This window comes from Xanthomonas sp. NCPPB 3570 (assembly GCF_056725115.1).
The window spans coordinates 4327891-4341747 of record NZ_CM161513.1; the positions used below are offsets into that span (position 1 = coordinate 4327891).

The window sequence follows — 13857 nt, forward strand, 5'->3', positions numbered from 1 at the left end:
TCCGTGTGGCTCAGCGGAAGGTCCAGCCGAGGCCGAAAGTGAGATAGGTGAGGTCGCGGGTCCCGGCCTGCACGCCGCCGCTGGCGACCGAACCGCCCGGTGCGTGGGTGACGCTGCCGGTCAGCGACAGCTGCGGCGACAGCCGCCAGGTCGCGCCAAGCGCGTAGTGGCTGTACTGCGCCAGCGGCGCCAGCACGGCCAACTGCGCCTGGCTGTCGGGGATCAGGCGGCTGCCGCGGGAATAGCCGGCCCGCAGCGACCAGGCATCGTTGAGGCGGTAGTCGGCCCCCAGGCGGAACACGCGCTGGCTACGCCAGCCGAAGCCCGGACCGTTCGGATCGCCGAACGCGCCGCCCTCATCGACGCGATTGCCGTAGGAGCGCTCGCCGGCCCAGTCGATCCACAGCCAGTCGGCCGCCACGGTCAGCGCATCGCTGGCCTGCCAGGCCAGACCGACACCGGCCTGCTGCGGCATGTTCAGACGGCCTTCCGGCAGCAGCGCACGGTAGCGCTGCATCTGGCCGAAGCGGATGCGGCTGGACCAGGTGACGCCGGCGCTCAGGCGCGGCGCGAGCTGGCCGTACCAGCCCACGGCGACACCGTACCCGTAGGCCGCATCGGCCCCGGCCGACTGGAAGCCGACCCCCTCCAGGCCGGCGACGTGCAAGCGCTGGTAGGCCAGCCGCGGCGAGATGCCCAGGTACTGGTGCTCGCCCACGCGCCAGGCCAGGGTCGGCGCAAACACCACCTGCTGCAGCTTGGACAGGGTGTTGTGGCTGCCATACACCGGAGCGCCGTAGTCCAGCGCGACGCCGTGGCCGAACACCGACACCCCCAGGCTCAGGTCGTCGTTGAGTTGATGGTTGTAGCCGGCGGTGGGCACCGGAACCAGCGCATCGTCGCCGTAGCGGTTGGGGCCGACCTGCGCGCGCACCGGCGCCGCGATCAAGGTGAGGTCGGCGTCCATGCGGTCGCCGACCGCGCCCATGCCGGCCGGGTTGTTGGCGGACGCCGCCGCGTCCAGCGGCAACGCGATCGAGGTGCCGGCCAGGCCCTGGGTCTGCGCGCCGTAGCCGGGCAAGGCGACGCCGTTGTTGGCGGCGGCACCACCCGAAACCGCCGCCACGGTCCACAGCAGCGTGGTCCAGCGTGGCGTGCCCTGTCGTTGCGCCCTGCGGCGCATTGGATGTGCGAACTGCTGCATGATCGAGCCCTCCCTCCGAGCCGATGCGTGGGTGCGGCCGCCGACCGGCGGCACGCGGGGTCCGCACTGCCGTCGTGACGACCGGCAGCGCGGGATGTTGGAAACGGCACTCATCCTTTGTGCACGCGTCGGCCGACACGGCGACGCGGTACGACGCGAACGCAAGACCGTGCGCGCGACCGGTACGGACGCTCGCGACGATCGAAGCAGGAGACGACTGACCTCGGCGATGCATCCATGCGTCCGACACTGCCCCGCATCACACCAGGCGTCCAAGACCATGTCAGTCTCGTTTCATACCCTGCTGGTATGTTCATCGCGCGATGCGCGCTAGCACTGGATCTTCCGCGATGCAACATGCGCGTTCGATGGCGTGCATGCCGACGCAGCGGCAGCGTCGTCGCAGGCGCACGCCCGCATCGCTTGCGCAAACGCCAACGCCTGGACGCGCACGCACACGCGCTCTGCGCCGCCTCGGCGAGCTTGCGCATGCCAGTGTCTGCATGCCACTGGACACCCCGCGCGCCGCAGCGCACAGACAGCCAGGCACGCGCAGCGCAGCGGCGCGCGGCGCTACACGGCACGGGCTTCATCGGGCGGCGGTGCGGTCCGGCAACGCAAGGAGGGCAACGCAGACACCGCTCGGGCGCTGCACTGCGGCGCAGCCTGGCACGCGCGCCGGCCTCCCGCGTCTCGGCCGAGGCAGGCAGGATGCCGGCGAACGCGCACGGCGAGGGCGCGATCAAAAAAAACGGCACCGGCATCGCCCACGGCAGCGTGTGGCGACGTCGGTGCCGAGGCAGGCGCGACGCCTGCTGCGGGGACACGCGCGACGGCAGCGCCGTCGCCAGCGCAAGGCTCAGCTGGCCATGCGCAGGATCGGCTTGAGGGTGATGCCGCTGCTGCTGTCGGCGGCGGCCTGGTTGATGTCGCTCAACGGATAGAACTTCACCAGCTTGTCGAACGGGAAGCGGCCCTGCTGGTACAGCGTCACCAGTTGCGGAATGAACACCTGCGGCACGCTGTCGCCCTCGACGATGCCGCGGATGCTGCGTCCGCCCAGCAGCAGGTTGTTGACGTCGAAACCGGCCATGGTGCCGAGCTTGGGTGCGCCGACCACGCCGATCGTGCCCAGGCTGGCCAACGCTTCGATGCCCGCCTCCAGCAACTGCGGACGCCCGGTGGATTCGAGCGCGAAGTCGGCGCCGCCGCCGGTGATCGCGCGCACCGCTTCCACCAGATCGCCTTCGCGGTTGTCGATCACGTGCGTGGCGCCCAGTTCCTTGGCCAGCGCCAGCCGCGACGGCACCACGTCCACGGCGATGATGCAGGCGGCGCCGGCCACGTGCGCGGCCATCACCGCGCTGAGTCCGACCGCACCGGCGCCGATCGCCACGAAGCTGCTGCCAGGACGCACCTTCAGCGCATTGATCACCGCGCCGGCTCCGGTCTGGATGCCGCAGCCCAGCGGGCCGAGCAGTTCCAGCGGCGCCTCGCGCGACACCCTGATCGCATTGTTCTCGCGCGCCAGCGCATAGGTGGCGAACGAGGACTGGGCGAAGAAGTGGTCGTGCAGCGGCTGCCCGTGCAGATCCTCGATGGCGGTATGGCCATGCGCGTCGGCACCGCCGAAGTTGCGCGGGAAGAACTCCTGGCAATACGCGGCATGCCCGCCATCGCAGGGATTGCAGTGGCCGCAGGCGCCATAGGTGAGCACCACGTGGTCGCCGACCTGCAGGCTCTTGACGTTGGGACCCAGCGCTTCGACCACGCCGGCGCCCTCATGGCCGAGCACCGCCGGCAGCGGCACCGGGTAGTACTGATCGCGCACGATCAGGTCGGTGTGGCACAGGCCGGTGGCCACCACCCGCACCAGCACCTCGTCGTCCTGCGGCGCGCGGATGCGCGCCTGCTCGATGGTGAAGGGCTGTTGCGGCGCGTGCGCGACCGCCACGGTGATCTCGCGTTTATCGGTTGCTGCGTTCATCGCACTGTCTCCTGGGGTTCAAAGCGGATAGGCGGGCGCTGCGCCCTTGACGGTCAACCACTGCCACTGGGTGAACTCTTCCAGGTTCGCCGGGCCGCCGATGCTGCTGCCGTTGCCGGAGGCGCCGACGCCGCCGAACGGATTGACCACCTCGTCGTTGACGGTCTGGTCGTTGATGTGCAGCAGGCCGGTGCGCAACTGCTCGCCCAGCGCCATTGCGCGGCCGACGTCGGCCGACAGCACCGCCATCGACAGCCCGTACTCGGTGTCGTTGGCCAGGGCGACGGCCTCGGCATCGGTGTCGAACGGCACCACCACCGCCACCGGAGCGAAGATCTCCTCGCGGAAGGCCGGGTTGTCGGGGGTGACGTCGCTGAGCACGGTGGGCTCGAAGAACAGGTCGCGGTAGCCGCCGCCGGCGGCGACGGTGGCACCGGCCTCGCGCGCGGCCGCGACCAGGCGCGCGGCGTGATCGCGCTGGGTCGCATCGATCAACGGGCCGAGCGCGACCTCGCCTCTGGCCGGGTCGCCGACGCTCAGGCTCCTGGCCTTGGCCGCCAGCCGCTCGACGAACTGCGGGTAGAGTGCGCGCTGCACCAGCACGCGGCCGGCGGACATGCAGATCTGGCCCTGGTGCAGATACGCGCCCCAGGCGGTGTTGGCGATCGCCAGATCCAGGTCGGCATCGTCGAGCACGATCAGCGAGTTCTTGCCGCCCAGTTCCAGCGACACCTTCTTCAGATGACGGCTGGCCGCCTCGCCGACCTTGCGCCCGGCCGCGGTGGAACCGGTGAACTGGATCATCGCCACGTGCGGATCGGCGGTCAGTGCGGCGCCGGCGCCGCCATCGCCGGGCAGCACGTGCAGCACGCCGGCCGGCAGGCCGGCCAGTTCGAACAGCCGCGCGATGACCGCGCCGCCGCAGATCGCGGTGCGCGGATCGGGCTTGAGCACCACCGCGTTGCCCAGCGCCAGCGCCGGCGCCACCGCGCGCATGGCCAGGTACAGCGGGAAATTGAACGGCGCGATGACGCCGACCACGCCCAGCGGACGGCGCCGCGCCAGACTCAGGCGCCCCGCCGCGGAGGGCAGCACCTCGCCGGCGCTGCGCGACGGCAGCGCCGCCGCTTCGTGCAGGGCGGTGGCGCACAGGGCCGCTTCGAAGCCGGCCTTGCCTTGGGTGGAACCGCTCTCGCGCACCAGCCAATCGGCGATCTCCTGCTGGAACCGCTCGGCCAGTTGCGCGGCCTGGCGCAGTACCTGCGCGCGTTGCGCATACGGCGCCGCGGCCCAGCCGCGTTGCGCCTGCGCAGCGGCGGCGGCCGAGACCGCGACCTGCGCCGGGCCAGCCAGGCCGACGCGGCCGAGCTGCTCTCCGCTGGCCGGCGCGATCGCCTCCGCGCTCTCGGTGGCGGCCTGCCACTGACCGGTGAAAAGCGCTCCGTGCCAAAAATCGTGCTGCAGCAAAAGCGTATCGTTCATGCGGGTGTTCTCCTGGGAATCGGGGTTGCCGGTCATGCCAGTCGCGCGCTCAGGAAGGCGGCGGCATGTTCGATGGCGCGCACGGCGGCCGGCAGCACGCCGGCCATTTCGACGAAGCCGTGCACCATGCCCGGCAGTTCGACGTACTCCACCGCCACCCCGGCCGTGCGCAGGGCATCGGCGTAGTGGCGGCCGTCGTCGCGCAGCACGTCGCAGGCGGCGGTGTAGATCAAGGCCGGTGGCAGTCCGCGCAGATCGGCCGCGCGCAGCGGCGACAGCCGGCTGTCGCTGGGGTCGTACTCGGCCACGAACGGCGCCGACATCGCCTGCATCACCGCCAGCGTCAGCGGCGGCACATGCGCGTTCTCGTGGCGCGCCGCAAAGTCCTGCGATGCCGGCGACAGATCCGTACTCGGATAGAACAGCGCCTGCGCGCGCAGCGCCGCCGCACTGCCGCGCAACTGCTGACAGGCCACCGCCGCCAGACTGCCGCCGGCGCTGTCGCCGGCCACGGCCAGGCGGCCGGCATCCAGGCCCAGCTCGCCGGCGTGCGCCGCCAGCCAGGCGATCGCCGCGACCACGTCCTGCGGGCCGGCCGGGGCCGGATGTTCCGGCGCCAGCCGGTAGTCCACCGCCACCACCGCGCACGCGGCCGCCTGCGCCAGGCGCCGGCAGACCGGATCGTGGGTGTCCAGATCGCCGGCACTCCAGCCGCCGCCGTGCAGATAGACGATGGCCGCGGTGGCCTGCGGCGCGCTGACCGGCCGATACAGGCGCAGCGGGATCGGACCGGCCGGCCCCGTGGCGGTCAGCGCACGGACCTCGGCCACCGGCAACGGCGTGCCGCCGAGCAGCGCGCCGATCTGACCGTAGGCCTGGCGCAGCTGCGGGATCGGCAGGGTCTCCAGCGGGGGCGCGCCGCTGGCGGCCATGCCTTGCAACACCGCCAGCACGTCCGGCGCCAGCCGCGAAGGGTCGAAGAGAGGGGACTGCATGGCGTTCGCTCCAGGAAAGGACAGAGGTGAGGACACGGGGGTCAGTGGGCGCCGCCGGTGCGTGGCGACAGGCCGCGGCGACGCGCGCACGGCGGGCCGGGCGGGTGGATCATCCCTGGTCGCCGCCGCCCACCGGCAGCACCGTCCCGGTGATGTAGGAAGCCTCGTCCGAGGCCAGGAACAGGATCGCCGCGGCCTGCTCGTCGAGCGTGCCGTAGCGTTTCATCAGGCTCGATTCCACGGTCTGCGCGACGATCTGCTGATACCAGGCCTGCGCCTGCGCGCTCTGCGCATCGGCATTGCGCGGCACCCGCCGCGGCGGCGCCTCGGTACCGCCCGGGGCGACCGCGTTGACGCGGATGCCATGCGCGGCGTGCTCGAACGCCAGGCACGCGGTCAGCGCGTTGACCCCGCCCTTGGCCGCGCCGTACGGCACGCGATGGATGCTGCGGGTGGCGATGGAGGAGACGTTGACGATCGCCCCACCGCCCTGCGCGATCATGTACGGCAGCGCCGCGCGGCATCCCCACAGCGCCGGGAACAACGAGCGCCGCACCTCGGCCTCGATCTGCGCCGGGGTGTATTCCTGGTACGGCTGCGCCCAGATGGTGCCGCCGACGTTGTTCACCAGCACGTCGATGCGGCCCATCTGCGCCTGCGCGAACTGCATCGCCCGCGCGTTCTCCTCGTAGTGTTCCAGGTCGGCCACCAGCGTGGCGACTTCGGCCGGCGCCAGTGCCTGGGACAGTTCGGCGACATGGGCGGCGCGGTCCACCAGCACCAGCCGTGCGCCCTCGGCGGCGGCACGCTCGGCCACGCGCAGGCCGATGCCCTGCGCCGCGCCGGTGACCACCACCACCTTGCCGGCGAAACGCGCGCTCATGCGGCCCGTTCCTGCACCGGCGCCACGGCGCTGGGGGTGAACTTCTCGTAGCGGAAGGCGGCCGGAACCAGCCCGATGCCGGAAAAATGCGTGCGCACCGCTTCGACCATCGGCGGCGGTCCGCACAGGTACACGTCCACGTCGCCGCCGTGCAGGGCGTGCGCAGGCAGGTGCTCGGTGACGTAGCCGGTGCGCGGATGCGCCGCCGCCGGATCGACCACGCAGGTATCGAACGTGAACCAGTCGGCCTGCTCGGCCAGCGCCTGCAGGCGCTCCAGCAGCACCAGGTCGGCGCCGCGGGTCACGCCGTACATCAGATGCACCGGATGCGCGCAGCCGCTGGCCTGCAATTGCGCCAGCATCGACAGGAACGGCGCCAGGCCGGTGCCGCCGGCCAGCAACAGCAGCGGCCGGGTGATCTCGCGCAGGTAGAAGCTGCCCAGCGGGCCGTTGAGGTCCAGGACCTGTCCCGGCGTGGCCGCGTCCAGGTAGGCGCTCATCAGGCCGCCGGGGACGCGCCGGATCAGGAAGGTCAGCGTGGACGCACCCGGCGCGGAACTGAAGGAATACGCGCGCAACTGGCCGCTGCCGGGCACGGCGATGTTGACGTACTGGCCGGGCAGGAAGGCCGGCGCCGGGCCGATCGTCTCCAGGGTCAGTTCCAGCGCGGCGTCGGCATGCGCGACCACCGCCGCCACCGTGGCCTGGAAGTGCACGCTCCCGGTCTTGCAGGCGAGCGAGGTCGCCGGCACCGCCACGGCGCAGTCCGACTGCGGCCGCATCTGGCAGGTCAGGACCATGCCGGCGGCGGCTTCATCGGCGCTGAGCGCGTCCTCGATGTAGTCCTCGCCCAGATCGTAGCGCCCACGTTCGGCGCGGCACTTGCAGGTGCCGCACACGCCGTCGGCGCAATCCATCGGCAGGTTGATGCGCTGGCGGAAGGCGGCGTCGAGCACCGTCTCGCCGTCGTTGCAGTCGATGAAGCGGGTGATGCCGTCTTCGAAATTCAGCGCGATGCGATAGGACATGGCGGTTGCTCGCAGGTGCGTGCCGATCAGACGTGGTAGACGTCGACGACCTGGCGGATGTAATCGTTCTTCAGCACGATGGTCTTGCGCGCGATGCGCAGCGCGTCGTCCTGCCGGCGCAGGGTCAGCGTCACCGTGCCGAAGAATTGGTCGGTGACCTTGTAGCGATGGCTGAGCGTGTGGAAATTGTGCCGCACCTCGATGTCCTGCCCGTGCTCGGACAGCACCTCGATGTTGCTCAGGTTGTGGCTGGTGCGCGGCTCCGGCGTGGAGGCGCCGGAGCGCTCGGTCTTGATGCGGAACACGCGGTCCTCCAGCCCGGAGCGATCGGCGTAGTAGATCAGCGAGATCTGCGACTGCGGATCGTCGGTGAGGCGGTCGTCGTCGTCCCAGGCCGGCATCCAGTACACCGCGTCCTCGGCGTACAGGGTCAGCCACTCGTCCCACTGGCGGTCGTCGAGCAGGCGCGCCTCGCGGTACAGGAAGGCGCAGATGGTCTGGTAGTCGGTGCTCATGCCGTACCCTCGCGTTCGCGTGCGATCGCCTCGCGCATCGCCTCCGCCCAGTACGCGTGCTGGCGCACGAACAGGCCTTCGTCCTCGCTGCGCTCGCCCGACAGCAGCGGCGCCAGTCCCATCCGCCGCGCATTCTCGTCGGGGCCGTCGATCCACAACGGCGCGCCGCGGCTGAGATCGTTCCACGGCGCCGCGCCGGCGGCGTAGCCGGCCTGGCACGCGCGGAACTCCTCCAGGTCGTCGGCGGTGCCCATCCCCGAGACGTTGAAGAAATCCTCGTACTGGCGGATGCGCAGCGCACGGTCGCGCGCGCTTTCGCCCTTGGGCGCGAAGCAGAAGATGCTGACCTCGGTCTTGTCCACGTCCAGCGGCCTGACCACGCGGATCTGCGTGGAGAACTGGTCCATCAGGAACAGGTTCGGATACAGACACAGGTTGCGCGTCTGCTCGACGATGAACGCGGCGCGGTCGGCGCCCAGGCGCTGCGCCAGTTCCTCGCGCTGCGCGTACACCGGGCGCACTTCCGGGTTCATGGTCTTGGTCCACAGCAGGATGTGGCCGTTCTCGAAGCCGTACACGCCGGCGACGCTCTTGCTCCAGCTGCCGGCATCGACCGCCGGGGTGCCTTCCTGCTTGCGCCGGCTCATGGTGGCGGCGTAATTCCAGTGCACGGTGCTGACGTGGTAGCCGTCGCAGCCGTTCTCCATCTGCAGCTTCCAGTTGCCGTCGTAGACATAGGACGAGTTGCCGCGCAGCACTTCCAGCCCCTGCGGCGCCTGATCGACGATCTGGTCGATGATGATCCGGGTCTGCCCCAGGAACTCGTGCAGTGGCGCCACGTCCTCGCGCAGGCTGCCGAACAGGAAGCCGCGGTAGCTCTCGAAGCGCGGCACGCGCTTGAGATCGTGGCTGCCGTCCTGGCCGAACTGCGGCGGGTACTGGGTGGTCTTCTCGTCCTTGACCTTGAGCAGCTTGCCGGTATTGGAGAAGGTCCAGCCATGGAACGGACAGGTGAAGCTGCCCTTGTTGCCGTGCTTGCGCCGGCACAGCATCGCGCCGCGATGCGCGCAGGCGTTGATGACCGCGTGCAGTTCGCCGTGCTTGTCGCGGGTGATCACCACCGGCTGACGGCCGATGTAGGTGCTGTAGTAGTCGTTCGGCGCGGGGATCTGGCTCTCGTGCGCCAGATAGATCCAGTTGCCCTCGAACAGATGCTTCATTTCCAGTTCGAACAGATCGGCGCTGGTGAAGATCTCGCGACGGCAGCGGAACTGTCCCGCGGCGGGATCGTCCTGCACGGCATTGGCGAGCAGGGTGTCGAGCGCGGCCGCAGGGTCGATGACGGCAGACATGGGGGTGTCTCCTGTGAGAATGGCGGCGGCCTGCGTTGGCAACCGCAGGCCGCGGCAGTGACCGGCACGGGGCGACGCGCAGCGTGCCCCGTGACGCGGCGGAAACTAGGCGGCGACGCGGCGGCGCAGCGGATTGGCCTGGTTGTCCACGCCTTCCACCAGTGCGGTGAGGCGGAAATCGAACTGGATCTCGGCAAACGGGCCGCTCAGGCCGTTGGCCTGGATGCTGGCCTCGTCGCTGCGTTCCACCAGATCCGGCACCAGGCCATCGCGGGTGGCGTAGGCGAAGTCGTCGTTGACCAGCGGGTCGCCGGCGATGTTGATCTGCGTGGTCAGCTTGCGGTGGCCGTCGGCGCCGACGAAGAAGTGGATGTGCGCCGGACGCTGGCCATGGCGGCCGAGCGCGAACAGCAGGCGTTCGGTCGGGCTGCCCGGCGGCACGCCGTAGCCCTTGGGCACGATGCTCTGGAAACGGTACTGGCCGTTGTCGTCGGCGACGATGGTGCGGCGCATGTTGAACGGCGCCTGCTTGCCGGTGGGATCGAAGTGCGAATAGAAACCGCGCGTGTCGCAGTGCCACACCTCCACCGTGGCGCCGGGCAGCGGGCGGCCGTCGGCGGCGTACACGGTGCCGTGCATGATCAGGGTATGGCCGTTTTCGTCGCTGCCGTCGTCGAGCCGGGCGAAGCCGTGCGCCACCGGCGCACCGGCCACGTACAGCGGCCCTTCGATGGTGCGCGGGGTCGGATTGTCGATGCCCAGTTCGGCGTCGATGGCGTCCAGGCGCAGGTCCAGGAAGTGGTCAACGCCCAGCCCGGGCGAGATCAGCCCGGCCTGACCGGCCGCACCCAGGTCGTTGAGCCAGGCGACGGCGGTCCAGTATTCGTCGGGGGTGACGTTCAGGTCGTCGATGGCCTTGAACAGGTCCGACAACAACCGGTGCATGATCTGCTTCGCCCGTGCGTCGCCGCCGGCCTGGTCCAAACCGCAGACCGACCGCAGAAATGCCTGCACGTTCGCAGTCTCGAAAATCTTGACGCTCATCGTATGGTCCCTTCTTTGCTCATGGTGGCGTTGGCTGCCTTGAGACGTTCCCCTCCCCAGGGAAGCGTCGTTGCTTCGGTTCTAGCGATCGTCCTCGTACAGCGAGGACGGGTGCCGGCACAGCGGCGTGACGGCGATACGCATGTAGGGAAACAGCGGCAGCGACAGCAGCAGGGCGTGCAACTGGGTGTTGTCGGCCACGTCGAAGATGCTGACGTTGGCGTATTGCCCGACCACCCGCCAGATGTGCCGCCACTGGCCGCTGCGCTGCAGTTCCTGGAAACGCGCCTTTTCCTGCGCCTTGAGTTGCTCGGCGCGCTCGGGCGGCATGTCGCCGGGCAGGTTCACTTCCATGGTCACGTGGAACAGCATGGTCATGGCTCCTGGCTGGGCGCGACCGGCACCGCCACGCGGCGGCGGTCGCGACGGAAGGCATCCACCCGCGCCTCGTCCAGGGCGATGCCCAGGCCCGGCGCGCGCGGTACGTGCAGATGGAAATCCTCGTAGCGCAGCGGCTCGGCGAGGATCTCTTCGGTCAGCAGCAGCGGCCCGAACAGTTCGGTGCCCCACTGCAGATGGGGGAAGGTGGCGAAGACATGGGCCGAGGCGATGCTGCCGATCGCCCCTTCCAGCATCGTGCCGCCGTACAGGCCGATGCCGGCGGCATCGGCGATCGCGGCGACCTTCTGCGCGGCGAACAGGCCGCCGGATTGTTCGATCTTCACCGCGAACACGTCGGCGGCGCCCTGCTGGGCGGCCTGGAAGGCGCTGTCCGGGCCGTTGAGCATCTCATCGGCCATCAGCGCGATCGGGAAGCGCCGCATCAGCCGCCGCATCGCCGCCAGCGACGCCACCGGCTGTTCGACCAGTTCGCAGCCGGCGTCGGCCAGCGCCGGCAGCGCGCGCACCGCCTCGGTCTCGCTCCAGGCCATGTTGACGTCCACCCGCACCGCGCCGCGCGCCCCCAACGCGCGCTTGATCGCCGCCACGTGGGCCACGTCCTCGGCGACGCTGCGCGTGCCGATCTTCAGCTTGAACACGTTGTGCCGGCGCTCGGCGAGCATGCGTTCGGCCTCGGCGATGTCGCGTTCGGTGTCGCCGGAGGCCAGCGTCCACGCCACCGGCAGGCGATCGCGCAGGCGCCCGCCCAGCAGCTCGGACACCGGCAGGCCGAGCCGCTGGCCGTGGGCGTCGAGCAGCGCGGTCTCGATCGCGCACTTGGCGAAATGGTTGCCCTTGACCAGGCCGCCGATCCGCTGCATCAGCGCCTGCACCGCGCAGGCATCGGCCCCGACCAGCAGCGGCGCGATGTAGCGGTCGATCGTCAACTGCATGCCTTCCGGGCTCTCCGCGCCGTAGGCCAGACCGGCGATCGTGGTGCCCTCGCCCAGCCCGACCACGCCGTCGCTGCAATGCAGGCGCACCAGCATCAGGGTCTGCCCGCGCATCGTCGCCATCGACAGGCGATGCGGGCGGATCGTGGGCAGGTCGAGCAGCAGCGTCTCGACGCGTTCGACGGTGGCGGTGGTGGGGTGCGGTGACATGGCGCCGATTCTTGGCCCGGCACGGCACTGCCGTCCAAGACTGAATGCAGCACCATTTCATACCCTGAAGATATAGTATGGCGGGAAACCTAGACGTTCATGATTTGCTGCAGCACAGCATACTTTGAATGTCATGTAACTTTCCGCCACAGCGAGCGTCTATGGATCTGCGTCAACTCCGCTACTTCGTGGCCGTCGCCCGCGAACGCAACTTCACCCGTGCCGCAGAAATCCTGCATATCGCGCAACCGCCGCTGAGCCGGCAGATCCAGCAGATCGAACAGCAACTGGGCGTGCCGCTGCTGGTGCGGCGGAGCCGCCCGCTGCGTCTCACCGACGCCGGACGGCTGTTCTACGAGGAAGCGCTGCAGGTGCTGGGCCGGGTCGAGCAGATGACCGAGGCCGCGCGCCGGCTCGGCCGCAGCGAGCGCCGCGTGGCCTCGATCGGTTTCGTCGCCTCCACCCTGTACGGCGGCCTGCCCACCGTGGTGCGACGCCTGCGCCAGGCGCGTCCCGACCTGGAGGTGCGTCTGGTCGAACTGATGTCCGGCCAGCAGGTGGAAGCGCTCAAGGAGGGCCGCATCGACCTGGGCTTCGGCCGCGTGCGCAGCAGCGACCAGCATGTGGAGCGCCTGGTGCTGCGCGAGGAACGCCTGGTGGCCGCGATCCCGATGGGCCACCCGCTGGCTGCGCAGGACACGCCGCTGGCGCCGGCGGCGCTGGCCGGGCAGCGCCTGCTGCTGTATCCCAACCACCCGCGCCCCAGCTTCGCCGATCAGGTGCTGTCCCTGCTGCAGGACCATGGCGTGCACCCCAGCGAACTGCAGGAAGTACGCGAACTGCAGACCGCGTTGGGCCTGGTCGCCGCCGAAAGCGGCATCTGCCTGGTTCCGGCCTCGGCGCGGTTCATGCGCAACGACCTGCGCTACCGCCTGATCGACGACGAACACGCGACCTCGCCGATCATCATGAGCTATCGCCGCAACGACGACTCCGGTCTGGTGGAACTGACCAAGCAGCTGATCCGCGACATGTACGCCGAACACCCGCCATGGCTGGACATCTCCTACAACCGCTGGCACGCGCCCTAGGGCGTGTCACGCATCCGGCATACACTTGCGCCACGCGCGCGCACCTGTTCGGGCGCACGCGATTCCTTACGCACACGCCGACGCCATGGACCCCACGCCTTCCGCCGCCACGCCCGATCCGCTCGCACTCACCCGCCACTGGCTGGAACGCGCGGTGATCGGCCTGAACCTATGCCCCTTCGCCAAGGCCGTGCACGTCAAGCAGCAGATCCGCTACGTGCTCAGCGACGCCAGTACCCCCGAGGCGCTGCTCGAACAACTGGCCGAAGAACTGGTGCTGCTGCGCGATACCCCGGCCGAGCAGATCGACACCACGCTGATCGTGCACCCGGACGTGCTGCAGGACTTCCTCGACTACAACGACTTCCTCGACAACGCCGACGCCGCGATCGAGGCGCTGGACCTGCAGGGCATCCTGCAGGTGGCCAGTTTCCATCCGCAGTACCAGTTCGCCGGCACCGCGCCGGACGACATCGGCAACTACACCAACCGCGCGCCCTACCCCACCCTGCACCTGCTGCGCGAGGACAGCGTGGAGCGCGCAGTAGCAGCGTTCCCGGACGCGGACGTGATCGTCGAGCGCAATCTGCAGACCTTGGAGAAGCTGGGGCTTGAGGGTTGGAAGCGGGCGCTTGACGGCCGGGATTAGGCATTCGGGATTCGGGATTCGTAAAAGCGGGATTCGCCGCGGTGCGAGGAGCATCGCGCCTTTGCCAATCCCGAATCCCCAAT

Annotated in this window: 13 protein-coding genes; 2 read left to right on the forward strand and 11 right to left on the reverse strand. The window is 69.8% G+C overall.

Features of this window, described 5'->3' with window-relative positions:
* Positions 1-10: 10 nt before the first annotated feature.
* The 11 genes from AC1PLR_RS18605 to AC1PLR_RS18655 form a co-directional block, all read right to left on the reverse strand.
* Positions 11-1204 (reverse strand): OmpP1/FadL family transporter, encoded by a 1194-nt coding sequence (locus AC1PLR_RS18605; protein WP_017913079.1) that lies wholly within the window; start codon positions 1202-1204, stop codon positions 11-13.
* Between the two features lie 859 nt (positions 1205-2063).
* Positions 2064-3191, reverse strand: a complete 1128-nt coding sequence (locus AC1PLR_RS18610; RefSeq protein ID WP_017913080.1) for an NAD(P)-dependent alcohol dehydrogenase — start codon at positions 3189-3191, stop codon at positions 2064-2066.
* 18 nt (positions 3192-3209) lie between these two features.
* Positions 3210-4673 (reverse strand): benzaldehyde dehydrogenase, encoded by a 1464-nt coding sequence (locus tag AC1PLR_RS18615; protein ID WP_481101929.1) that lies wholly within the window; start codon positions 4671-4673, stop codon positions 3210-3212.
* 32 nt (positions 4674-4705) lie between these two features.
* Positions 4706-5668, reverse strand: coding sequence for an alpha/beta hydrolase (locus AC1PLR_RS18620; protein ID WP_481101930.1), 963 nt, complete (start codon positions 5666-5668; stop codon positions 4706-4708).
* A 109-nt stretch (positions 5669-5777) separates the two neighbouring features.
* Positions 5778-6551, reverse strand: a complete 774-nt coding sequence (locus AC1PLR_RS18625) for a 1,6-dihydroxycyclohexa-2,4-diene-1-carboxylate dehydrogenase (protein WP_017908781.1) — start codon at positions 6549-6551, stop codon at positions 5778-5780.
* Entirely contained in the window at positions 6548-7579 is a 1032-nt protein-coding gene (benC, locus tag AC1PLR_RS18630; protein ID WP_481101931.1) for a benzoate 1,2-dioxygenase electron transfer component BenC, read from the reverse strand. Before benC ends, AC1PLR_RS18625 begins: the two co-directional genes overlap by 4 nt.
* Positions 7580-7605: 26 nt before the next feature.
* Positions 7606-8094 carry a benzoate 1,2-dioxygenase small subunit gene (gene benB / locus AC1PLR_RS18635; protein WP_017908779.1) on the reverse strand — a complete coding sequence of 163 codons (489 nt, stop codon included), beginning with the start codon at positions 8092-8094 and terminating at the stop codon, positions 7606-7608.
* Positions 8091-9446, reverse strand: coding sequence for a Rieske 2Fe-2S domain-containing protein (locus AC1PLR_RS18640; RefSeq protein ID WP_043093403.1), 1356 nt, complete (start codon positions 9444-9446; stop codon positions 8091-8093). Before AC1PLR_RS18640 ends, benB begins: the two co-directional genes overlap by 4 nt.
* Before the next feature lie 105 nt (positions 9447-9551).
* Complete coding sequence (gene catA, locus AC1PLR_RS18645; RefSeq protein ID WP_481101932.1) at positions 9552-10490, reverse strand: catechol 1,2-dioxygenase; 939 nt, start codon at positions 10488-10490, stop codon at positions 9552-9554.
* Positions 10491-10571: 81 nt separating this feature from the next.
* The gene (gene catC, locus AC1PLR_RS18650) at positions 10572-10862 is read right to left on the reverse strand and encodes a muconolactone Delta-isomerase (RefSeq protein WP_170268170.1); all 291 of its coding nucleotides are present in this window, start codon (positions 10860-10862) and stop codon (positions 10572-10574) included.
* 2 nt (positions 10863-10864) lie between these two features.
* Entirely contained in the window at positions 10865-12034 is a 1170-nt protein-coding gene (locus AC1PLR_RS18655) for a muconate/chloromuconate family cycloisomerase (protein ID WP_148828006.1), read from the reverse strand.
* Positions 12035-12195: 161 nt separating this feature from the next.
* On the opposite strand from AC1PLR_RS18655, the gene AC1PLR_RS18660 reads away from it, so the two are divergent.
* Together AC1PLR_RS18660 and AC1PLR_RS18665 are read left to right on the forward strand one after the other, a co-directional pair.
* Positions 12196-13125, forward strand: coding sequence for a LysR family transcriptional regulator (locus tag AC1PLR_RS18660; protein ID WP_279362398.1), 930 nt, complete (start codon positions 12196-12198; stop codon positions 13123-13125).
* Between the two features lie 85 nt (positions 13126-13210).
* Positions 13211-13774, forward strand: coding sequence for a DUF1415 domain-containing protein (locus AC1PLR_RS18665; RefSeq protein ID WP_481101933.1), 564 nt, complete (start codon positions 13211-13213; stop codon positions 13772-13774).
* Positions 13775-13857 lie beyond the last annotated feature (83 nt).

Bases quoted from the DNA above. Each gene is read 5' to 3' on its own strand.
- AC1PLR_RS18605 (WP_017913079.1), bottom strand. From the start codon at position 1,204: ATGCAGCAGTTCGCACATCCAATGCGCCGCAGGGCGCAACGACAGGGC.
- AC1PLR_RS18610 (WP_017913080.1), bottom strand. From the start codon at position 3,191: ATGAACGCAGCAACCGATAAACGCGAGATCACCGTGGCGGTCGCGCAC.
- AC1PLR_RS18615 (WP_481101929.1), bottom strand. From the start codon at position 4,673: ATGAACGATACGCTTTTGCTGCAGCACGATTTTTGGCACGGAGCGCTT.
- AC1PLR_RS18620 (WP_481101930.1), bottom strand. From the start codon at position 5,668: ATGCAGTCCCCTCTCTTCGACCCTTCGCGGCTGGCGCCGGACGTGCTG.
- AC1PLR_RS18625 (WP_017908781.1), bottom strand. From the start codon at position 6,551: ATGAGCGCGCGTTTCGCCGGCAAGGTGGTGGTGGTCACCGGCGCGGCG.
- benC (WP_481101931.1), bottom strand. From the start codon at position 7,579: ATGTCCTATCGCATCGCGCTGAATTTCGAAGACGGCATCACCCGCTTC.
- benB (WP_017908779.1), bottom strand. From the start codon at position 8,094: ATGAGCACCGACTACCAGACCATCTGCGCCTTCCTGTACCGCGAGGCG.
- AC1PLR_RS18640 (WP_043093403.1), bottom strand. From the start codon at position 9,446: ATGTCTGCCGTCATCGACCCTGCGGCCGCGCTCGACACCCTGCTCGCC.
- catA (WP_481101932.1), bottom strand. From the start codon at position 10,490: ATGAGCGTCAAGATTTTCGAGACTGCGAACGTGCAGGCATTTCTGCGG.
- catC (WP_170268170.1), bottom strand. From the start codon at position 10,862: ATGCTGTTCCACGTGACCATGGAAGTGAACCTGCCCGGCGACATGCCG.
- AC1PLR_RS18655 (WP_148828006.1), bottom strand. From the start codon at position 12,034: ATGTCACCGCACCCCACCACCGCCACCGTCGAACGCGTCGAGACGCTG.
- AC1PLR_RS18660 (WP_279362398.1), top strand. From the start codon at position 12,196: ATGGATCTGCGTCAACTCCGCTACTTCGTGGCCGTCGCCCGCGAACGC.
- AC1PLR_RS18665 (WP_481101933.1), top strand. From the start codon at position 13,211: ATGGACCCCACGCCTTCCGCCGCCACGCCCGATCCGCTCGCACTCACC.